Origin of the sequence: Streptomyces sp. NBC_00539, assembly GCF_036346105.1 — a bacterium.
Lineage (GTDB): Bacteria > Actinomycetota > Actinomycetes > Streptomycetales > Streptomycetaceae > Streptomyces.
The window spans coordinates 309,926-329,551 of record NZ_CP107812.1; the positions used below are offsets into that span (position 1 = coordinate 309,926).

Annotated in this window: 20 protein-coding genes and 1 pseudogene; 11 read left to right on the plus strand and 10 right to left on the minus strand. The window is 66.9% G+C overall.

Annotated elements, in window-relative coordinates; genetic code table 11:
* The first annotated feature begins 231 nt into the window (after positions 1 to 231).
* The 3 genes from OG861_RS33515 to OG861_RS33525 all read left to right on the plus strand — a co-directional run bounded on the left by OG861_RS33515 (position 232) and on the right by OG861_RS33525 (position 2,773).
* Positions 232 to 915: an RNA polymerase sigma factor gene (locus OG861_RS33515; protein WP_329202917.1), complete on the plus strand. Its 684-nt coding sequence runs from the start codon at positions 232 to 234 to the stop codon at positions 913 to 915.
* 14 nt (positions 916 to 929) lie between these two features.
* Entirely contained in the window at positions 930 to 1,490 is a 561-nt protein-coding gene (locus OG861_RS33520) for a hypothetical protein (RefSeq protein ID WP_329202916.1), read from the plus strand.
* Positions 1,491 to 1,795: 305 nt separating this feature from the next.
* Positions 1,796 to 2,773, plus strand: coding sequence for a zeta toxin family protein (locus OG861_RS33525; RefSeq protein WP_329202915.1), 978 nt, complete (start codon positions 1,796 to 1,798; stop codon positions 2,771 to 2,773).
* On the opposite strand, the gene OG861_RS33530 is transcribed toward OG861_RS33525, so the two are convergent.
* Positions 2,770 to 2,994: a hypothetical protein gene (locus OG861_RS33530; protein ID WP_329202914.1), complete on the minus strand. Its 225-nt coding sequence runs from the start codon at positions 2,992 to 2,994 to the stop codon at positions 2,770 to 2,772. The genes OG861_RS33525 and OG861_RS33530 overlap by 4 nt on opposite strands.
* A 340-nt stretch (positions 2,995 to 3,334) precedes the next feature.
* Here OG861_RS33530 and OG861_RS33535 point away from each other — a divergent pair, with 340 nt between their 5' ends.
* Together OG861_RS33535 and OG861_RS33540 are read left to right on the plus strand one after the other, a co-directional pair.
* Complete coding sequence (locus OG861_RS33535; RefSeq protein ID WP_329202913.1) at positions 3,335 to 6,016, plus strand: ATP/GTP-binding protein; 2,682 nt, start codon at positions 3,335 to 3,337, stop codon at positions 6,014 to 6,016.
* Positions 6,013 to 6,804: an excalibur calcium-binding domain-containing protein gene (locus OG861_RS33540; RefSeq protein WP_329202912.1), complete on the plus strand. Its 792-nt coding sequence runs from the start codon at positions 6,013 to 6,015 to the stop codon at positions 6,802 to 6,804. Before OG861_RS33535 ends, OG861_RS33540 begins: the two co-directional genes overlap by 4 nt.
* Before the next feature lie 151 nt (positions 6,805 to 6,955).
* On the opposite strand, the gene OG861_RS33545 is transcribed toward OG861_RS33540, so the two are convergent.
* Both OG861_RS33545 and OG861_RS33550 read right to left on the minus strand, forming a co-directional pair.
* Positions 6,956 to 7,792: a hypothetical protein gene (locus OG861_RS33545; RefSeq protein ID WP_329202911.1), complete on the minus strand. Its 837-nt coding sequence runs from the start codon at positions 7,790 to 7,792 to the stop codon at positions 6,956 to 6,958.
* A 21-nt stretch (positions 7,793 to 7,813) separates the two neighbouring features.
* Complete coding sequence (locus tag OG861_RS33550) at positions 7,814 to 7,951, minus strand: hypothetical protein (protein WP_329202910.1); 138 nt, start codon at positions 7,949 to 7,951, stop codon at positions 7,814 to 7,816.
* A gap of 544 nt (positions 7,952 to 8,495) precedes the next feature.
* Between OG861_RS33550 and OG861_RS33555 the strand changes: the two genes are divergently transcribed.
* The 3 genes from OG861_RS33555 (at position 8,496) to OG861_RS33565 (ending at position 10,380) form a co-directional block, all read left to right on the plus strand.
* On the plus strand, positions 8,496 to 8,705 hold the full coding sequence (locus OG861_RS33555) for a hypothetical protein (RefSeq protein WP_329202909.1): 210 nt from the start codon (positions 8,496 to 8,498) through the stop codon (positions 8,703 to 8,705).
* Positions 8,706 to 8,914: 209 nt separating this feature from the next.
* Positions 8,915 to 10,078: a competence protein CoiA family protein gene (locus OG861_RS33560; protein WP_329202908.1), complete on the plus strand. Its 1,164-nt coding sequence runs from the start codon at positions 8,915 to 8,917 to the stop codon at positions 10,076 to 10,078.
* A complete protein-coding gene (locus tag OG861_RS33565; protein ID WP_329202907.1) occupies positions 10,075 to 10,380 on the plus strand; it encodes a hypothetical protein in 306 nt (101 codons plus the stop codon). The genes OG861_RS33560 and OG861_RS33565 overlap by 4 nt, the downstream gene beginning before the upstream one ends.
* Before the next feature lie 279 nt (positions 10,381 to 10,659).
* Here the strand turns inward: OG861_RS33565 and OG861_RS33570 are convergent, their stop codons facing one another.
* On the minus strand, positions 10,660 to 10,836 hold the full coding sequence (locus OG861_RS33570; protein ID WP_329202906.1) for a hypothetical protein: 177 nt from the start codon (positions 10,834 to 10,836) through the stop codon (positions 10,660 to 10,662).
* A gap of 1,340 nt (positions 10,837 to 12,176) precedes the next feature.
* Between OG861_RS33570 and OG861_RS33575 the strand changes: the two genes are divergently transcribed.
* Positions 12,177 to 12,734: a hypothetical protein gene (locus OG861_RS33575; protein WP_329202905.1), complete on the plus strand. Its 558-nt coding sequence runs from the start codon at positions 12,177 to 12,179 to the stop codon at positions 12,732 to 12,734.
* Between the two features lie 387 nt (positions 12,735 to 13,121).
* On the opposite strand, the pseudogene OG861_RS33580 reads toward OG861_RS33575, so the two are convergent.
* The 3 genes and pseudogenes from OG861_RS33580 to OG861_RS33590 form a co-directional block, all read right to left on the minus strand.
* Positions 13,122 to 13,291: pseudogene (locus OG861_RS33580) on the minus strand (PIG-L family deacetylase); the annotation flags it as partial.
* Between the two features lie 303 nt (positions 13,292 to 13,594).
* On the minus strand, positions 13,595 to 14,125 hold the full coding sequence (locus OG861_RS33585; RefSeq protein WP_329202904.1) for an RICIN domain-containing protein: 531 nt from the start codon (positions 14,123 to 14,125) through the stop codon (positions 13,595 to 13,597).
* A gap of 242 nt (positions 14,126 to 14,367) precedes the next feature.
* The gene (locus OG861_RS33590) at positions 14,368 to 14,823 is read right to left on the minus strand and encodes an ATP-binding protein (RefSeq protein ID WP_329202903.1); all 456 of its coding nucleotides are present in this window, start codon (positions 14,821 to 14,823) and stop codon (positions 14,368 to 14,370) included.
* A 430-nt stretch (positions 14,824 to 15,253) separates the two neighbouring features.
* Here OG861_RS33590 and OG861_RS33595 point away from each other — a divergent pair, with 430 nt between their 5' ends.
* Positions 15,254 to 15,475, plus strand: a complete 222-nt coding sequence (locus OG861_RS33595; protein ID WP_329202902.1) for a hypothetical protein — start codon at positions 15,254 to 15,256, stop codon at positions 15,473 to 15,475.
* A 181-nt stretch (positions 15,476 to 15,656) separates the two neighbouring features.
* Positions 15,657 to 16,046, plus strand: coding sequence for a hypothetical protein (locus tag OG861_RS33600; protein WP_079403197.1), 390 nt, complete (start codon positions 15,657 to 15,659; stop codon positions 16,044 to 16,046).
* A 192-nt stretch (positions 16,047 to 16,238) separates the two neighbouring features.
* Here the strand turns inward: OG861_RS33600 and OG861_RS34425 are convergent, their stop codons facing one another.
* From OG861_RS34425 to OG861_RS33610, 3 genes are all read right to left on the minus strand, one after another.
* Entirely contained in the window at positions 16,239 to 16,916 is a 678-nt protein-coding gene (locus tag OG861_RS34425; protein ID WP_443064488.1) for a DUF6518 family protein, read from the minus strand.
* Positions 16,917 to 17,016: 100 nt separating this feature from the next.
* Positions 17,017 to 17,484: a lactococcin 972 family bacteriocin gene (locus OG861_RS33605; RefSeq protein WP_329202901.1), complete on the minus strand. Its 468-nt coding sequence runs from the start codon at positions 17,482 to 17,484 to the stop codon at positions 17,017 to 17,019.
* A gap of 1,093 nt (positions 17,485 to 18,577) precedes the next feature.
* Positions 18,578 to 18,817, minus strand: a complete 240-nt coding sequence (locus OG861_RS33610; RefSeq protein ID WP_329202900.1) for a hypothetical protein — start codon at positions 18,815 to 18,817, stop codon at positions 18,578 to 18,580.
* Between the last annotated feature and the right edge of the window lie 809 nt (positions 18,818 to 19,626).

Consider the following 19,626-nt stretch of genomic DNA (forward strand, 5'->3'; position numbering starts at 1 on the left):
AGAGGGCGGCCCCTCGGCGAATTCCGTGCCGGCTCGGACCTGGCCTCGAGACCTGCATGAACTCGTGTCTGCGGACTGCCCGGACGACAGACTGCAAAAAATCTTGGAATGGGATGACAGATGAGGCCGTGCCGCGGCGTCTCTCTATCAGGACCAGCTTCCTCGGTCTGTCGGACTCGGTCCCTCACTGGGCCGAGGGTCCGAGACGCCCTATCGGTAAAGGAGCCGTCGATGCCGATCGGCGACCCCTTCTATCCGTGCTGCACTGGCGCGGCGCCCGCCCAGGTGACTGTGCTGGCGCCGCGTCGAGCAGCAGGGGGGCAGGTGGGTGCCACTCCCGCCTGCTCGCACCAGCACCACTACGTGCCCTTCCAGCTGTCGTGCGGCCTCGCCTCCGCCTATCAGCCCCGGACGGCCACGGCGCAGGAATTCGAGAAAGAGTTCGTTGACTTTCTCGAGATGAACGTGGAGCGGCTGTTCCGAATTGCCTTCCGGCAAGAGAAGAACTATCACCGGTCGCAGGACGCCCTCCAGCTGGCCACAGAAAAATTGTGGCTCAACTGGAAGCGCATTCGGTGCACGGTCGAGAACACGTCGCGATACGCGAGTTCCTGCGTAATCAGAAGTTACTACGACCTCCTGAGAAGAGAAAGGAGTGAAAATGGAAAATCAGTCAAGTTACGGCTAGAGCGTGAGGTGCTGGATCGGGAATATCTCAAAGTTGTGCAGAGGATGCACCTGGCGGGAATCTTGAAGATCCTGCCGGCTAGGCAGCGGGATATCGTCACGATGCGGTACTTCGAAGAGATGCAAGTCGCGGACATCGCGGCAGAACTGAATATATCCGTGAGTACCGTCGGTCGAGAAGAGAAGAAGGCGATGGCCCTTCTCAGAGAAGCCGAGAAGCAGGAATAGGGAGGGAGGCGGCCATGGACGTTGAACAACGTCTTGAGGCGGCCGTAGATCCCCGATCCGGCGAACGGTTCGACGCGGGAGCGTTCCTGGCGCGGGTCCTGCCCGCGCTCGGAATCGCTTACCGCCCGGATGTCAGCGCGGTCGGCCCCCACGGGGCCGACCCATGGCACGGCGGAGATGAGGGGGATGCCCAGGAGTCGTTTGACCTGCCCAGCAGGGAGGAGCTCCTGGACGAGCTGCACGGGCTCATCCGTGTGGCTAAGGGCGAGGAGACGGGAGGCGTCTACAGGAGAATCGCAGAGATCATCGAGGTCGTCGACGAAGAGGAAGCGGCACACGCGTGGTGGCTCCACGCAGCACAGGCCGGCGACAAAGTGGCGGTCGCAAAAGTCGTAGACCTTTCACTGAACGAAAATGAAGAGCGGCCCAGCGCCCTTCAAGAGGTTGAGTCCCTCTCGCAGCGAATGCACCTGATCGAACAGTCGAGGGACTGGAAGCAGCATCAAGCAACTTCTCGCGAAGTCGGCAACCCGCCGATGTGTCGCGTACCCGGCCGGGCGTATCGCCCGGCATGACCAGAAAGGAAACCGATGATATGTGCCATCAGTCTGAGTGGAGATTGCAGGCCTGAGCTGTGCCGGATGATAGCCCGGAAGGAGGTGGAGTAGAGCGAGCTGGATCCGCTGGTGCGAAAGGGAGGTTAATGGTCCCTCGGGGGAGAGACCGTAACCGTCCCGTTCGTTAGCGAGATCTGACCTCAACTCCGCAGGAGCCTGGTCCCACCACTTGGTGGGACCAGGCTCTTCACACTTATTTTCCCCAACACTGACCGATTCGCGCCCCTCAGGCCGTCTCCTCGACAAACACCTGAGGAGGAGCGGTGAAACCCCAGCACCCAGACGCCGAAACGCCCCACCCGGGGCCACGCGCGCCGAAACGGGCCGACCAGGCCCACCGCACGCTCAGCGCCGAAGAGCACCAGCAGATCTTCGACGAGGACATTGTCCCGGCCTTCCTTACCGGCATCACCTCCCACCAGCGCCCCGTCGTCGTATACGTCCTCGGCCAGCCCGGGTCCGGCAAGTCCCGCACCGCGGACCAGCTCCAACGCGCGCTGTGCGGCCGCGGCGCCATCCGCATCTGCGGCGACGCCTTCAAGGCGATGCACCCCGACTACCACCGCCTTCTTCGCTCGCATCCCCGGACGGCCGGAAGCGAGATCCGCAGTGACTACCGCCTCTGGTGCACAAAGGCCGAGGCCTACGTACGGGCTCGCCACGGCGACCTCATCATCGAGGCCGCCCCCGCTGATGCCGACGACTTCTGGGCCAGCGCCCTGCCCTTTATCGAGGCCGGCTACCGGATCGAGATCGTCGTCCTGGCCGTACGGGCCGCCGACAGCCGACAAGGCACCGCCCACCGCTACATGCTGCTCCAGCAGCACGGGCTGCCCGCCCGTTTCACCTCTGTCGACGGTCACGATGCCTGCTACAGCGCGCTGCCCTCCGTGATCGCCAGTACCCTCGCACACCCGTGCGTTTCCAGTGTCCTGGTGACCCGGCGCGGCCTCACACCGCTCCACCGAGCCGAAGTCTCCAGCGGCCGCGAGACAAAGCAAGCAGTCTTCAACGCGCTGATCACGGAACAGACTCGCCCCTACACGCCGGCCGAGGCCGCCACGTTCCTCACTGTCCAGGACATGCTGGCCCGCGCGCTGCCCGAGCACCAGGCCGAGCTGGCGGCGATCACAGCACTGGCCACACCGCTGATGCAGACCTTCACCGCGCGCGCCATGCTCCCAGCACCGCGACTCTCATACGACGCCACGCCCCCGGCCCACAGCACCGAGTGTGGTTAGGGCAACGTCAGGTCCCGATAGCGGGCCGCGTACGCGGCGAGTATCCCCGCCACCTCCTCTGCCGTGGCCTCGCCCAGCGCACGCTGATCCTCCACGCACCCCCGGCGAGCCTCCAGCAGCGCCTCAAGGAGTACCTGGTCCGGCTCTGCAGCCCGGCGTTGCTTCATGATCTGCTCGGAGTACCAGGCGATCACAAGCCGAATCGACTCCTCCGCCGCCATGTGGCCGATCTCCGGGGCAGGAGTGCACGCGGGAGGCTGCGTAGGGCGCGGAAGTTCGTCGGGCACAGCAGGTCGGCCTTTCAGTCGGACAGTCCCGCCATTGTTCAGCGCCCAGCGCTCAGGGCCAAGGAACCGCACACCATGCGCACCGAGTTGTCGGCAGCAGCATCCACCTAGGCACATGAACCCCGTCGGGCTTCACCAAAGCACCGCGATCCGGAGGATGCCGGCTGTCCTTCCCGGCCTCGCACGAGAGCCGGGCGATCCGCGAGATGCTTTCCCCAAGCGGACTGGTGTGCACGTAGGTTGAACACAGTTGATCAACGAGGTCGGGGGCGTTGTGGCAGGCAGGGATCTCAGGGCGCTGTTCAGCACGAACGACCGCACGGTGGCAACGGCGGAGGCGTTCACAAACCGTCAGACTCAGTGGGAGCTGGTCGCGGCCGCGCTGGCCGAGCACCTGCGACATGTCGCGGATCCTGACTTCGACGTCGAGGACCTGGAACTGCCACGAAACAACGTCATCGTGTTCCACGGGGTCGGCGGAATCGGCAAGACGACCCTGTCGAGGAAGCTGGAGACCGCGCTCGCCGGCACCGACCAGCGCCCGGCGCAGTGGGGCGAGCCCGCCTGGTCTGGTGAACGCATCCTGCCCGTACGCGTCGACCTTTCCCGCTCGGCCGGCTTCTCGTTCGAGGACCTGGTGCTCACCATCCGCGCCGCGCTCGCCGAACTGGGCCGCCCCCTGCCCGCCTTCGACATCGCGCTGCGCCGCTACTGGGAGGCGCAGCACCCCGGCGAGAGCCTGGAGGAGTACCTGAGCCGCGGCGGTCTTGCGGCGAGGTTCGGCAAGGCGATGCCGCAGCAGATGCAGTCCGCGCTCTCCGACGTCGCCCAGGCTCTGCTGCTGCCCGGTACCGTCGGCTCCGCAATCGGTGCGGTTACCGGCTCTCTGGTGCGGGCGTTGCGCGAACGCCGCCAGACAGTCCGGGCACTGGCCGGTTGCGCACGGTTGCAGGACCTGCTGGAGGCCGAGCCGGACCTAAATGCCCTGTCTTTCTACCCGCACCTCCTCGCGTGGGAGCTCGCACAGCTGCCCGCGGACAAGAAGACGGTGCCGGTCGTCCTGCTCGACACCTTCGAGGACGTCGGCGACCGCACCCACCGCGACCTGGAACGCCTGATCCAGCGACTGGTGTGGCTCATGCCCAACGTGTTCTTCATCGTCACCGGCCGCTCGCGCCTCCAGTGGGCCGACCCGGGTCTCCAAGGGCAGCTGGACTACACCGGCCCCACCGCCTGGCCCGGCCTGGCTCTATCCGCAGCCGTCCCGGCCGCCCGCGCCGCCCGACCGCCGCACGACTACGGGCGGCAGGTCCTCGTCGGCGACTTCTCCCCCGAGGACTGCGACGACCACCTCGCCCGTCGGCTCACGCGCGACGGCGCACCGCTCATCAGTGAGGCGATCCGGCAGGTCATCACCAACCGCTCGCACGGACTGCCGCTCTACCTCGATCTGTCGGTGATGCGATTCCTGGAGATCCGCCGCACCGGCCATACCCCGCAGCCCACCGACTTCGACCACGACTTCCCGGCGTTGATCGCCCGCACCCTGTCCGACCTCACCCCTGATGAACGGCACGTCCTGCGCTCGGTCGCCCTCTTGGACGCCTTCGACCTGCCCCTGGCCACCGCGGCCGCCGGTCTCCAGCACGAGGCGCCGGCACTACGGCTGATCGAGCGGCCCTTCGTCCGCGAGAACGTCTTCGGGCTGTGGCCCTATCACCTGCACGGGCTGATCCGCTCCACCGTCCGCGGCGCCGACGACCAGGCAGACGACCGCTGGTCGGCACGCGACTGGGAGCAGGCAGCCAAGCGTGCGCTGGCGGCCCTGGGCGAGCAGTGCAGTGCGCGCACCGGCCGGGACCGGAGGCGGCTGGTCGGCTGCCTACGCCAGGGCCTCGCTCTGGCCCGGGACTTCCAGCTCGACCTGGGCTGGCTTGCCGAGGCAGCCTGGGCCTACGTCAGCGACTCGGTGTGGGAGCCGCTCGCCCCACCTCTTCGAAACGACGGCACCGGGGAGGACAGTATGGCGACGGCGGCCGACGCCCTCGTCGAGCTCCTGGCCACCCTCGCCCGCCGCCAGCACGAACACCGCTCCATCACCGCCTCCCGCCTCGCCGCCGTCACACGAACCCACCTGCTGCCCGCCGACCTGCACGAGATGACCGTCTACTACCTCGCCAAGGCACAGCGCGACCTCGGCGACAGCACAGGCTCGCGTGCCGGGATGCAGCTCGTCGCCGACGGCCAAGGCCGCCTAGCCCCTGCAGCCCGGCGGGGCCTGGCTCACCTCGCCCGCCTCGCGGGAGACTTCCCCACCGCGTACGCCGTGGCGCAGACCCTCGGCTGGGACGGCCGTCAGCACCGCATCGAGGGCGACATCCTGTGGCCGCACGGCGACATGACGCGTGCAGCCACCGCCTACGCCAGCGCCCGCGAGCAAGCCGAGCAGCACGGCATCGCCGGCGAGCGAGCCACCAGCCAGGCCCAGCGCGCTTTGGTGCTCTCCTTCACCGATCTCGATGCCGCCGACGACGAACTGCACCTCGCCGAACAGCTCCTTACCGGCCTCGATCTCCGTGCCACCACCCTTACGGTGAGGATTGCCGCGCTCGTCCGCGACGCCGGTGCCATGCCCGACCTCGAAGCTGCCCGCGCCCTGCGTGCCGAGATCCGTGAAACCGGTATCACCGCTGCCGCAGTCGCCCTCGAACTCGCCCTCGCGTTCCACCACGCCGTTCAAGGCGACCACGACAAGGTCCGTGCCGTCATCGACCGGATCCGCGAACTCGCCCAGACCGGCGACTACGCCTACTGCACCGACCTCGCCCACTTCATGGCCGGTCTTCCCCTGCAAGATTCCTCGCCCACTGTCTGGCTCGACGGCCCGGACGTCGTTCGTGCTCGCTGGCACCACCTGGTAGAGAGCCGCCGCGCCCGGATAGGGCAGAGCGAATGAGGAACCAGGACGAAGCTCAGGAGTTCCGCCGTCGTTTCGAGGAGGGAATGGAGGCCCGGCGCAAGGCTCATCTTGAGGAGCTGAAGCGCGAGCAGGCTGAGCGGGCGGCACAGCAGCGAAAGCGTCAGCGTGCTGACGCCTGGGCATCCTGCGTAAGCGTCCTCGCGGTGCTCGGTCTCATCGTGGGTGGCGCCTGGTGGGGCCTGTCGAGCGTGGCTTCCTGGTGGCAGGCCGACGCGGCAGCAGCAAGAGCCGCACGTGAGCAGGCAGACGTCCCAGCCCCGGGACTGCCGGCACCCAACTGGCACCTGTCACACCCGGGCGATGACGTCGCGAAGAAGACAACGACACTGTGGACCGACATGCACGAGACGGCCAGGCTTTCGCTGCTGCAGCACGAGTCCGCAGAAGACACCCGCAGCACACGCGTCGACGAACTGGACGACTACAAAGGCCTCAGCTCAAACGATGTCGAGCTGACCATCCAGCACGGTCCAGAACACGGCACTCTCACGGTGCAGGACGGCACTGGACTGTACACACCGACCACCGGGTTTCGAGGGTTCGACACCGTCGACTACACGATCAAGCTCCGTGACAAGCCCGAGCTACGCAGGGTGCGGTTCACCGTTGAAGTCGGGCTCAGCTTCGGAGCGCGGTACGACGAGGAACACAAATACGAAAACTGTGCTGCCGCGCGGGCAGCCGGCGTAGCCCCTATCTACCAGGGGCAGGACGGGTACGGACGCCACCTCGACGCCGACCGAGACGGTGTCGCCTGCGAATAACTGCCCGCCCGCTTGCAGCCGCAGTGGTTCCACAACCAATACCCTGGTTCGGTGACACAAGGTGATCCCTGGTGCCGCACCACCCCGGCTGCCTTGCCCGACCGAACCGAAGATCACGTCATTACCCCGGGGCGGACAGTTTGTCGAGCCCCTACTTGCCGCGAGCAAAGTCGATTTGGGACTGCACCTCGTAGTCGACCTGGAACACCGCGTTCGTGATCTTCTCCTCCAGAGGCTCGAAGGAGTCTTCGATTACGGCGTACTCGCTGACCAGGGCGTGCTTGTCCTCGATGGACTCCAGAGCGGCTATCCGGGTTCGCCACTGCTCTAGCTCCGCCTTGGAGTGCGGATATCTTCGCCCTCGGACCTGTTCGAGCGTCGGGTTCGTAGCGAGGTTCGCCTGAACGAGACGCAGGGCGTCCCCGCGCACTAGCGACCGGCCGACGAGGTTGTCCTCGATGAACTCCAAGCCGTCGACCATTCGGTCCAGCCGAGCCCCGAGGTATGCAGCGAGGGCACTTCGTACTTGCGGGAGGTCGAGTCCCACCTCTCGGCGTAGCTGCGCTGCGATCTTCTTCGGGAGGTCTGCCGCCTCGCTGAAACCTGGCCTCCTACCTTCGGTGAACCGACAGATCTCCGAACCGAGGTCGGCTGGGTAAGTGATGATCATCTGCCGGTACGACTCCAGCACTGTGCATGCGGAGTCGAAGTAGATCAGGGTGGCCGGCCTGATGATCTCAGGCCTCTGCTTGTCGCGGTGATACATCTCGTTGCGGTACTTGTGCAGCTTTTTCAGGACGGGACCGAGTGCCTCGTCAAGCAGATTGCGGCGTACCAGCAGACCAACCTTCGCGTCGAAGTTGCGGTCGAGGCCCTTCAGCTCGGCCTCGTCTACAATCTGCGCCTCGATGGAGGCGACCTCTTCGGCGTCGACCGGTATTCCCCAGGCCGCGTTCTGCTGGTAGGCCAACAGCAACCTCTTGAGCATGCGCTGGTGCTGAAGTTCCGTCTAAACGGTTCGGTGGAGGATCAGCTCCGTCACGCTGTCGATGAGTAGGTAAGCCAACCGCAGGTTGGGCACACGCCCCTTCTCGATCATCCCCTTGGCCTCTTCGAGCTGCACGACGATCAGCTCCAGCCGCTCCATGTCGATCCTCCGTCGCGTCAGCCGGTCTGCTGCTCCACATGCTCTCTGGATGGGCGGCCTCCTACACCCGGTTTCTCGTACGACCCGTGTGGGCCCGGCTGACCCCGGACGGGGGAAGCGGCGATGCCCCAGACTGCCTCCGCGAGCACGAAACCGGCTCCGAAGCTGACGAATACGGGACCTACAGGCACTTGTCCGGGCCGCAGATGGAACAGCTGCAGGGCCCCGGTCGCCGTCGCGTCCATCAGGCCGCCGAGTCTGGGCGACAGGGCCCCCTACCAACAACGGCCGTACCGCCGGCGCCTGGCGCTCGAGTCACAGCCGGTTCGTCGCCGAGTTCGGCCGCCGGGGAGCGGCGAAGGCCCACTGCGCCAACACCTACGTCACGCAAGGGCGCGCGACGGGAGCCAGGAGGGAAAGACCAAGGCCCGACACCCGATGAGACGTGATGTAGATCACTCGACGCCCGTACTGTCCTGGGCCCGGTTTCGAGGGCGAAGGCGTGAAGCCGGGATGTGCCGGCACCGTAGAACGGATCACGACCATGAACCCCCTGTTCCTGGCCCTGCTCGGCATCGTCGTCCTGGCAGGCCTCGCCGGGTACGCCCTGTACCGCGCGGCCACCCCGGACGTGCCCACCGTACTCACGACGGCTGCACGCGCGCTTCCCGTGCTCGTCCTGGGTGCCATGGCGCTCGTGCTGGTCGACCCGGCCAACATACCGAGCGTCCTGCGGGCCGTGATGCCGAAGTAGCGGCCCCTCAGGCGGGGCGGCTGATATGCAAGCCGCCCTGTCCGCGCCCAGGCATTCGCATATTGATTCACCCGCAGGTGGCCATCCCCCTTCGACGGGTCCGGCCCCGGCCCTGCAGCAGGCCGGGGGCGTTGTCAGTGCCGCCTGCTATCTCCTGTCCGTCGGATTGGACGCCATATGCGGCGCATCGCACAGGAGATGCGATTTTTATGCCATTCATTGCCCTTCACCCCGAGGCGGGTCGCGTCGACGCCACCCAGCCCGACCTCGGGGCCGGCCTGGACTGGTCCCAGGTCTACAAGGTCACGCCCCGCGTCGCCCTCACCTGCCCTGAGTGCTCGTGGGGTGTGCACGCCAAGCACTCGCCGAACCGTGTGCGGTTCTTCTGCCACGACGCCGGGCGGCCGCCGGAGTGCTCTCTGGCGAATGAGTCCTGGGAGCACCACATGCTCAAACTCGTGATGGCCAGCGCCAACCGCGACGCCGGAATGTTCGCCGAGCTGGAGGTAGCTGCCGAGGACGGCTCCTGGCGGGCCGACGTACTGGCGACCTCGCCCGACGGTACGCAGCGGATCGCGTGGGAGGCGCAGCTCTCCCCGATCACGGTGGAGGACATCAAGGCGCGCACCGACCGGTACGCCGCCGAGGGGATCGCCGTGTGTTGGGTCTCGCCCCACAAGCGGCCGTCGGTGTGGATCGGGGCCGTGCCGTCCATCCGTGTACGGGTGCCTGAAGGGGACGACGAGTCCTGGGTGGTGGACGACGAGCTGGGGGGCTTCGGCTCGGGCAGCTGGTTCTTCCAGGAGGCCGAGCTCTCCCAGTTCGTGAAGTGGGTGGTGCGCGGACAGCTGCGTCCCTGCCGGAGCCTGGCCCCCAACCGCGATGTGACACGGATCATCGGCGAAGAGCACCGCTGGTTCAGGCGCACGCTGTGGTGGACCTCCCGCCAGTCCGCCGAGGCCCAGAACGCGTGGGAGGAGGAACGGATCCGGCGTGCCGAGGCGACACGGCGGCGCGAGGAGGCCGAGCGGCAGCGCGAAGTCCAGAGGTTGGAGCGGAAGTCCGCGGCCCAGGCACGGCGCGATGCTTGGTTGGCAACGCCAGCGGGCCAGCTGGCCCAGCAACGGCGCCGGGAGCTGCAGAGGCTGAAGGATGCGCAGGAGGTCGAGCAGAGAGCGGCCGCCCGTCGGCTCCAGGCGCAGCGCGACGAGGAGCGGGCCCGGCATCGGGCAGAGCTCCGGGAACGGCGTGCCAGGGAGTTCGCGCTGGCGCAGGAGCGTGAGGCGGAGCGGCAGGCACCCGGCAAGAACTGGAGCGGCGTGCCCCGGCCACGGCGGAAGCGTGGTGGGGTCAGCTGTCCCGAGCGCAGGTGAAGGAGCTGTTCACGGCCGTCTTCGACGCGGCCTGGCAGCAGGACGGGATCCGGGTGCGGATCCCCGAGCGCGGCGGTGTCGCGGCGAGCTTCGCCTACGGCGTCCCGGTGCACGCCTTCAACCGCCTGTACGGGATCGTGCGGCCATGCCCGGAGTTGGTTCCCCTCTCCCCGCAGCTGGCCTACCACCAGGTCTTCGCCCGCAATGCGAAGGAGGTCCAGGCCTTGGAGACGGGTGGTCTGCGCACCAGCCGGCTCACTCACTTCGATCTCGCCAACCACGAGCAGATGGCACTGTGCTGAGTGAGGCGGCTACCCGTCCGCGCTGCGCGGACCGGGCTCAGACAGCCGTCCCCCGGGAGACTCCGCCGCCTGCGTCTAGAGAGTGGGTACCGGGGTGGCAACGGGCGCGAGCTGCTCGTTATCCACCCCGGCCGTTCCTGTCAGCGGCGGTGCGTGTGTCCTCGTGTCCGCTCCTGTGTCCCGATTTGCGCTTTCGTGAAGCCGCAGACCAGGGGGCCTTTTGTGGCGAACAGGTGAGGGGTCAGCCGTCCCACGGAGACTCGGGATCGGCTGCCGCGGCTACTTGCGTGTGCGGAGGTTCGCCCAGGAGCCGCCGAGGGCGGTCACCGCACCCCCGATGGTGCCGACGGCGGTTGCCGCCTCGGGGTTGTGCGTCAGCGCCAAGACGACCACCGCCACGATGGAGGCGAGAGCGGTGAGAGCGATCACCCACGCCAGCGGGTTGGAGCTCGGCAAGTCGTTTGGGGTACGGTCAATGGTCGTCAAGGGTTCCGGTCTCCTCACAGTGAGCGGGGACCCGACAGCAGGCGAGTGGGAGATCCCAGCGGAGCTAGGCCGGCAAGCATCGGCTCCGCAAAGGTGGTCTCCCTTCGTCTTTCTGAAGGGCCTTCAGTGCCCAACCACGTTACTGGTGTCTCCGGGGTGTCCTGGGCCTGCGTCGGGGCGTACGGCGCCTCCGCACAGTCCGCCAGGGGCACTTTTCCCCGTCCGCCTACCACGAGGGGCGAGAATTGAGAAGCAAACTATCCACAGGGAAAAACCCTGCTCAGATGCCGTCCCTGTGGATAACCCGCCCGCCAGCCCCTCCCGACATGCGTGTGACGCAGATCACTCTCACTTTGTGGTCTAGGAAGCGCTCAACTCCCCGTCGAGGCGCCCACGTTGTCGAGGCAGGCGCCACCCGCGGCGAAGAGGTCTACGACGGGCAGCGTGGCGCCCGACCTGCCGAGCGACGTCCGGGTCGGTGAGGACCAGCGGTCGTACGCGCAGGAGTCCGTCGGCGCCCGGGTCGGGCCCTCGGCCCGGCCTCCTGGGCAACGCCGTCGACCCACTGTCCGTCAGAGCTGGGGCGTCCTTGCAGCTGGCGGACGCAGCCTGACGGGCATTTATGGTCCGGGCGAGGACCTGCTATCTGCAGGAGCGCTGCAGACCACTCCTGACGTCTCTCCGTCGGCCGCTCATCACATTTGGGTGCCTCCACGGCGACCGTCCAAATTTTTTGCCGGATCGAGGACGGCCGGGGCCGAGAGAGTGAGGAACTCAATCCCGAACCCACACCGGCAAGGAACTTTCATGATCACCCCGCCGTCTCCCCGATCCTGCATCCAGTGCCTGGCCCGGCCCGTCCCTCCCCCGCGCCTGTCGAGCTACGAGATGCAGCTGGTCCACTTCTGGCACCAGGCCCTCGGCTGTACTTTCGCGAGCGCGGCGTTCAGGGCGTTAGGCGAGATTGCAGCAGTCGCTGCCGAACTCGATGTCCCGGTGGACCCCACGTGCGAGATCTGTCAACGCGCCTGGGCAACCCCCTACGCCGGCATCCTGCTGGACCTGGAAGAGAAGCTCCGCCATTGCACGCCCTGGCCGGATCGGTCCGCGCTGCGCGAGGCCCTCTCGGCCCGGAACGCCGCGATCGAAGGTGATTCCGAACGCGTGGATCTCTTCAGCAAGAGCTGGCTGAAGCTGGACCGACCCGCCGCGTGGCGACCGGCGGTGGAGATGGCCCTGCTCGGCGATTGGGTGGGCACATTGCGGAGCCACCAGGGGTGGCTGTCAGCGGGCGCGGATACGGTCCCGGTATGTCGAACTCGTACACGACGCTGTGGACCAACGATCTCTGCCGCGAGCTCGAGCGGTCCGGTTACGCCCGCCAGCGGCTGACGATGCTGTTCGGCGGACCGCACCAGTCACTGCCAAGTTTCCAGCGAGCGGGCGTGCAGCGCGGTGACCGGATCTACCCCGTGCGCGTCCTGCGCACCCGGCTGCACGTGCTGGGCGCAATGGAGGTGTCCGGAATCATCCCCTACGAGGACGCGGGATCGGTGCTTCACGATGACGACTACGCAAAGCTCCTGGACTGGCGGCCGTTGAAGGCCGGCTGTGTCACGGAGGTGGTGACCGGCCCGCCAGGCTCTCCGCTCTCGTTCGGCACAGCCGTGCCGCCGGATCTTCTGGAGCGGTTGACCTATACCTCGCGCCGCGGTGAGCGGACGCTGAAGTATATCGAGGAAGGCCGACTCATCCGTTCGGTAAGCCTTCAGGGCATCTACCGGCTCGCCCCCACCTCTGCCTCCGAACTGCGCCAGCTGGTCCTGGACGCAGAAGACTGCACGATGATCTCAACGAAGCTTGATTGAGACATCCTGCTGGGATTGATGCCGTGGAAGACTTCACCGATTAAAGCTGCGCGATGTGATCGCCGCAGCAAAATCTCCGGCCTCGTCCGTCAGAGCCGCTGCAGGACGCCGTCTGGCAGCGCGTCTCAGATCGAGAGTGTCGCCAGTGTCCTGGGCCGTCTCCTGCTGGACGCTCAGGACACCGGAGTGATCTCGGATACCGCGGTGGCTCTGTTGGCTCGGAGAGATGTGGCCGGCCTACACGTCTTGTGGCGGCTCGTGCAGGGCATCTGACGGGGGAATCGCTGATCGGCTCGCTGGGGAACGTGAGGGTCGCTGCCAAGGACATCTCGCACGCAGACCTGGCGACGGCGATGCACCTGGGGGCCCGGGCGACCGCGCAGTCCCGCGCGGGCTGTCGGGCGCCCACGTCATGGTGACGACGGCGGTCGCGCGTGCGCGGCGGCGTGCTGGGCGAGGACACCGCCGGCGAGGAGGCACTCGTCGTCGGGATGGGCGAACACGCCGAGCTGCCCTCTGGATCCGAACGCCTCAGCGAACTCGGCGTCCGCGAACAACTCGCCCAGCTCGTCACGGACCCGCATCGCCAACGGGTACGGGCCCCGCGCCGCCACCGCCATCTGTGCGGTCAGGTCAGGCACCTTCGGCCACGGCCTCGGCTGCATCGACATTCCATACCCCACCCGCGACCGGGAACGCCAAGACGGCCGCTGCTGTCCTGGCCGACGGCCGTCAGCGCCGCTGGGCACGGAATAAGCCAGCAGGATCGGTGACAGCGTTCTTAACGGAACCCCCGACCCGGCAGCGCCCCCGTCCGCGCGGATGGGGGCCGTCGCCTGTCAACGGAGCCGTGCGGTTGCTCAGGGGGTGAGGGGTATGTACCACAGCTGGTTATTGCCCCCGTTGCAGTGCCAGACACCCACTCGGTTGGCCCCTTCGGACCAGTCCAGGCACGTGCCGCTGGCCTTGTTCCTCAGCTCGTAGGTGACCGCGTCGTGGTCGTCTTGGTTGCTGACGACGTACCAGTCTTGGTTGAGGCCTCCGTTGCAATGCCAGGAGCCGACCCTGGTCGTCTCCACTGACCAGTCGAGGCATGCGCCGCTGGCCTGGTTGCGGAACCGCCACGTGTTCGGCGACGTACGTTCGGCCCCCCAGGCCTGGTTGTCGGCGCCGTAATTGCAGTGCCAGACACCAACAGTGGTTCCACCGGCCCAGTCCAGACACGTTCCTGACTGACCATTGGCGTAGGGGACGGGAAAGGAGGGCGGCGGCTCTGCGGCAGCTGGAGTGATCATGCCCATGGTGATCGCCAGACCGGATATCGCTGTGGTGACAACGCTTTTCGCTCGTAGTCGCGACATGCAGTGCTTCTTCCTGTTCTTCCGCTTCACGAGGTTTTTCTCGTTGAGGACTAGTTGCTGAGGTTCGTCTTGAGTGTCACCTCCATACGGACACCCGCTTGTCGGAAGTCGGTCGGCCTCCCCACTTGGGTCCGGTCCGTCACCGGTCTGGCAGGGCCGCGTGGATACTTCACTTCGCTGACGTTCTCCGAGCGGGGAATGTGACACGCAGCAGCAAGACGTTTCGGGCCCTCCACACCGCAGCGATCGCCCGAAGGCGGGCCACCCCCAAGTCAGCGTGCCGGTGTGGCGTCCTGGGCGAGGGAGTGCTGCCAGAGCAGCACCTCGTCCGGGACCCGCCGGGCGGCCGGGCGCATGGCGTTGCGCTCCAGGCAGTTGTCGGGGTCGGTCGTGAAGCGGAGAGCGACGGCCGGTCGGCCGTGTCGACGGGCCAGCTCCAGGAGGCTCGCGCGGACCCGCGGTTCCACGTTCGTGGAGTCGACCAGCACCGTGCGGCCGGCGGCCAGGTGCTCGTCGAGCAGGCGGTTCTGCCGGCTCACGGCGGCCGGGGTCACCGACTGGTCGCCCGCGTTGCCCCCGCTGATCTCGCGGCGCAGCTCGTCCAGGCACACCACGACGTCCACCGGAAAGAGGGCCGCGACGGTGGACTTGCCCGACGTGGCAGGCCCGACGGCGACGAAGAGCGTGCCGGGCGCCAGCTCGGGCGCGTTGTTCTCCGTGTTCTTCATCCCCGAACCTTTCCGGTGTTGTACGGCTCGGCGGCAGCGCGCTGCCGTACGGGTCGCCCTCGGGGTGCGTGTACCGGATCGGCTTGCCCTTTGCTCGGGCGTAGTCGGTCTCCGAGCGGGTGTAGTGCCCGATGTAGTCGCCGACGAAAGTGCCTGAGTTCGCGAATACTGAGCAGTCGGCGCCCCGAACCTGGGCGTTCGTCGCGTGTCGGTTGGCGATCGTCGTCGTTCTTTCATCCAGCAGGCGGGGCAGATGTGCCGCCCGGCCTCGGCGGTCCGGGCCGGTTCACCGGCGGTAGCGCTGGCTTAACCGCTTTGTTCTGGTGAGCTGAAACAACCAGCCTGGCCCTGCTGGCCAGGGCCAGAGCACTATCACCGCTGATAGCGGCCTGGCCCTACCCGCAGGGCCGGACCTGGAAGACTAGGGATCATGACCGACCGTCGACCGCTCTCGCTGCCCACCTTCTCCGAGCCCGCTTCCGACGCTCCCGTACCCGCCCAGGCGGGTGGGCGCCGGCTGATGCCGGTCGAGCAGGGCGCCGACTTCCGCCAGCCGCCCGGCGAGACCGAAACCGAGCCCGCATCCGCCCCGGCCCGACGTCCGCTCGCCCCCGGCGGCCTCACCTTCTCAGACCCGGACCGCCATATCTGAGCGCTACCACCACGGGTTGCGCCACGTCCAGGAGCAGCTCACCACCTAGCCCCACCGCCCGGTGTGCCAGCGCCTCCAGCTGGACAGTGGTCGTAGCCGGCCCGGCTCCCGCCTCGGATACCGTGTTCTTCTACGGGGTGCCATAACGGATGTGACGCCCCCCACCGGAGGTAGTCAGCGTATGAGTTCAAAGCGCAGCAAGAATCCAGCCCTGCCCGTACTTGACGACGCATTCCGACTCGCGTCGGTCAAGGACGCCGAAGAGTCCACCCGTGACTTGGCCGCGCGGCTGGCCACCACCGAGCTGCGCCGCGTTTCCCACCCGGGCCGGGTCACCTGGGAGCCCACCGATCAGGCCGAGCCCGTACCGGTCCCGCCGACTGTGGTCGACGGTGACGGGGACCTGTGGCTGCGGGACCGGGGCACTGGCACCTGGACCATGCCCGAGTTCAACCCGAAGGAGTTCCCGGCCCGCTGTGGCGAGGTTCTGACGTGGAACCAGCTTGCCCGCGAGTTCGGCCCGCTTACCGCACTGGCCGACGACCGCCGCATCGGCGGCGGCCGGCGCTGACCGCGCAGCCTTCTGGGATGACCGCGCCCCTGGGGGGCCTCCCTGCAGACTCCCCCACCCGTATCCCCGAACGCAGCAACGGCACACCCGGACCAACGACCGGCTGATCCAAACGAAATGGCCTAGCGCATGGCACGGGAGGCCCGCTCTGCTCGGGAGCGGGCCTCGTCACAGCGACTTCGCAGCAGCCTGTCAGGTCTGGGCTTGGGTAGTTCGTCGGCGCCAGGTGCTCACGGCGGCGATGCCAATGAGAACCAAGAACACCGCTATGGCTAGCCCACGGGTCACACTCCAGGTGGTACCTACCAACCCTTCTTGCCTATCCGCTTCGGCGGAGAGACGCATGGTGGTCTCACAGATCACCACGACTGGCACAAGCAGTTGGCAGGGAAGGCGGAAGGGCCCTGTACGGGCACAGTGCCCCGCGAGCCCGCAGATCGGCCCCAGAAGCAAGGCGAACACACACCACAAGGCGAGCATGGAAAGAAAATCGCCCCATGCAAAACTCAGGGTTCCTGAACTCGGGCGGCTGAAATCAGGCTGCCTGAAGTCGCCTTGCATTGCCTTCGTCACGTAATAGGCAAAGACGGTAACCACAAGGGACGCGAACCCCATTATGGCCGCGCGTCTTTTCGAGTTAGCCAGTAGCCCGGAAACAAATGCCACTAGGGCGTATATCCAGCCTGCTACCAGCGTGACACTTGCCGCATGACTCGCATGCCCACCAGTGGATTCCAAAGTCGGGCCGGAGATTCCGACGATCACACCACCAACGAGGGTTAGCGCGACAGCCGATAAAAAAGAACGCACGGGCGGGACCTCGATACATCGGACGAAGGGTGCGCGCAACCTTACCGGGTCCCTGCTCACACCGCTAGGCCGCCAATGAAAGGCCCGAAGGCCTGGCCATCCCGCAAAAGGTACGGTTGGCCAGACCTTCGGAGAAGGCGAAAGTGTGACGCTATGGAGCTTAGTAGAGGCCCCAGTAGGCGTTGCACGTGTACGCTGCGCCGGCGGTGATCCCAGCCGTGGCCCAGATGTCAGCTTCGCTGATGTCCTTGTCGACCCCGCCCGCGAACGCCACGCTGGCCGAGTGCTTCTTGGTCGGGTGGATGTAGTTCGAGTAGCACCTCTTGCCATTCCACTGGGCCGTGGTGCCGTAGTTCCAGGTGCCGCCGCCGACACTTTGGGCGGCTATCCCAGCGACACCCGACTTGGGGGCCGTCGACACGTTGAAAGAGGCCACACCCCACTTGGTCGGCTTCTCACCGTGCGGGCCGATGAGCGCGGCCGGAGGGGTGGCTCCCTCGGCCGCCGTAAACACCTGGAACTGCGGGGCTGCCGGGGTAGCCGCAGTGGCGGGTCCGGCAGAGACAAGAGCTCCAGCAGCAGTCAAAATGGAGACTGCGGCAAGAGTGATCTTCCCGGGCTTCTTCAATTCATTCCCCGTCTACTAGTGATCACGAATTGTCTCCTCGCGCTGTCGCTTGAGTTGACGGGAACATCTTGCATACATGTCGATCTCGCCGAGAAGTCATCTTTGAGACAGGCGCCCACCCGAATTCAGGCATTCCGCATAGGCGTTGGCGAATAGAGTTCTGCCATAGCAGGAAGAGTATGCGACCTTCCATGCAATTAATTATTTCAGCTACCATGGCTGATTATCGACTGGCGCGAACGAGACCAGCTCGCCGGGCGTTGAGTTCATGAACGATGGGTCGATCTCGGCCGACGCGCCGTGCACACCGCCCAAGGGCCAGCGATTGCCCGCTAGGCGGAACTGAGCGATATGGCCGAAAACGACCAGCGCGCTCCCTGTATCTCGTCACCTACAACAACATCGAGCCAATAGCCCACACCAAGAGCTCGTAAAAGGATCTTGGTTCGGCTCGGGACAGACCTGCTGGCGGCGCCTGGAGCGGTGGCAGCAGGCCGAATTCTTCGACCAGCTGCGAGGAGCGCGGCCAGGGGCCGGGCGCCGGAGGTCAGCCAATTGCTCACCGCCTGCATCCGCGCCTGCATCCCCGCCGTGGTGATGATCTGACGGATGGACGCTGGGCGGTGCCCGCGGCACCGGCGCAGGCGAGTTGTAGGAACAGTGCAGCCCCGTCGACGAACCGGACGACTACAAGGGCCTCAGCTCCTTCGGCGTAGCTGGCGACGTAGACGGCCGCTCCGACTGCGTCGCGCAGGAATCCGAGGGTCTCGCCCTCGCCTTCCACCACGCCGTCCGCGGCGAGGACCAGGGCCTGGCCGCCACCACCGACCGGCTGCGCGCGCTGACCGCCACCGGCGACTTCGCCTACTTCACCGACATCGCTCACTTCATGGGCGCCCTGCCCCTGCCGGGGCCGTCGACCATCCGCTGGACCACGAGCGAAGACAATGTCCGCGGCGCGTGGTGCGGCCTCGTCCAGACCCGGCAGGAACACCTGCTCGCCGGAAACTGACCCTGGACGCACGACGGCTCCGACCAGAGTGTCTGGTCGGAGCCGTCGCCATGTACGGGCCGGGCGCCGGGCCCGGAGAGATCAGCCAGCGTCGGGGCGCTGCCCCACGAGCTGGGTGAGCAGCTCGATGATCTGCGCCTGATTCCGGTCGATCTTCTTATCGAGAGCCTCGACCTTCTGGTCCAGGTTGCCGATCTGGAGGCGCACTGCGGTGAGGTCGGACTTGATGATCCCGAACTCGCGGTCGTGCCTCTCCGCGACCTCTTCGAAACGCCGGGTCAGGGCAGCGAGCTCGCTGTGGGCGATGGGATCCTCGGGCACAGGGCACTCCAGCCAGATCAAAACTGCATATACGAGGGCTTCACGATACCGCGCCCGTACCTCGTGCGGCCTAACCCTCTCCCGGCTGCAGAGCTGCTGCGCGCGGCCGACGGGGGCGACCAGCCAACTCGTCGCGGCGCCCCGACATCATCACGCCACCGTAGCGACGCACACAGCAGGCCAAGCGCCCCGGGCTCCGCCCGACACTGGCCCGCGCAGCACCCTCCCACCCCTCCACACATATAAGTCCGGCTACTCACCAGCCGCGAAACATGCTCTGACCAGTCAAAATGCAGGACCCTCGGAAATGCGCCTTCCCCCTAGGCTTCCCCCTAGGCGTACCCCCCAGGTTTCCCCCGGGGCTTCCCCCCAGGCTTCCCCCTCCAGGTTCCTGCCAGTTGACCGAGGCGGAGCCGGCGCCGGGAGACTGGCCGCATGATCGAGCGCGGCCGGGCACCGGCCTTCGCCCCACCACACCCGCCACCGAGCCCCCGGACGGGCGCCGATCCCGACTCGCCGCCGAGGGCACCGACATGCTCCCGGCCGCCCAGGCCGCCACCGACGAGCACCAGGCCATCCTCGGCCGGCGAACCCTCGGCCCCGGTACCACCGCCGCTCCGTGACTGACCCACCGAGCGCGCCTGCCCATCCCGCCTCCTCCAGGCCAGAACCGGGCGCGCAGCTCACCCACCGCCGCGCACCACTCGTCTGTCGCCACTCGTCAGTCACCACTCGCCAAAAGAGTCACCGGACAACTCACCGGTGATCGCCCTTCCAGGTCAGGGCTGCAGTGCCCTGACTGACACGTC

Excerpts from the sequence above, each read along its gene's own strand:
- OG861_RS33560 (WP_329202908.1), top strand. The coding sequence starts at position 8,915 with ATGCCATTCATTGCCCTTCACCCCGAGGCGGGTCGCGTCGACGCCACC.
- OG861_RS33575 (WP_329202905.1), top strand. The coding sequence starts at position 12,177 with ATGTCGAACTCGTACACGACGCTGTGGACCAACGATCTCTGCCGCGAG.
- OG861_RS33540 (WP_329202912.1), top strand. The coding sequence starts at position 6,013 with ATGAGGAACCAGGACGAAGCTCAGGAGTTCCGCCGTCGTTTCGAGGAG.
- OG861_RS33550 (WP_329202910.1), bottom strand. The coding sequence starts at position 7,951 with ATGGAGCGGCTGGAGCTGATCGTCGTGCAGCTCGAAGAGGCCAAGGGG.
- OG861_RS33600 (WP_079403197.1), top strand. The coding sequence starts at position 15,657 with ATGAGTTCAAAGCGCAGCAAGAATCCAGCCCTGCCCGTACTTGACGAC.
- OG861_RS33555 (WP_329202909.1), top strand. The coding sequence starts at position 8,496 with ATGAACCCCCTGTTCCTGGCCCTGCTCGGCATCGTCGTCCTGGCAGGC.
- OG861_RS33590 (WP_329202903.1), bottom strand. The coding sequence starts at position 14,823 with ATGAAGAACACGGAGAACAACGCGCCCGAGCTGGCGCCCGGCACGCTC.
- OG861_RS33595 (WP_329202902.1), top strand. The coding sequence starts at position 15,254 with ATGACCGACCGTCGACCGCTCTCGCTGCCCACCTTCTCCGAGCCCGCT.
- OG861_RS33520 (WP_329202916.1), top strand. The coding sequence starts at position 930 with ATGGACGTTGAACAACGTCTTGAGGCGGCCGTAGATCCCCGATCCGGC.
- OG861_RS33515 (WP_329202917.1), top strand. The coding sequence starts at position 232 with ATGCCGATCGGCGACCCCTTCTATCCGTGCTGCACTGGCGCGGCGCCC.
- OG861_RS33530 (WP_329202914.1), bottom strand. The coding sequence starts at position 2,994 with ATGGCGGCGGAGGAGTCGATTCGGCTTGTGATCGCCTGGTACTCCGAG.
- OG861_RS33545 (WP_329202911.1), bottom strand. The coding sequence starts at position 7,792 with ATGCTCAAGAGGTTGCTGTTGGCCTACCAGCAGAACGCGGCCTGGGGA.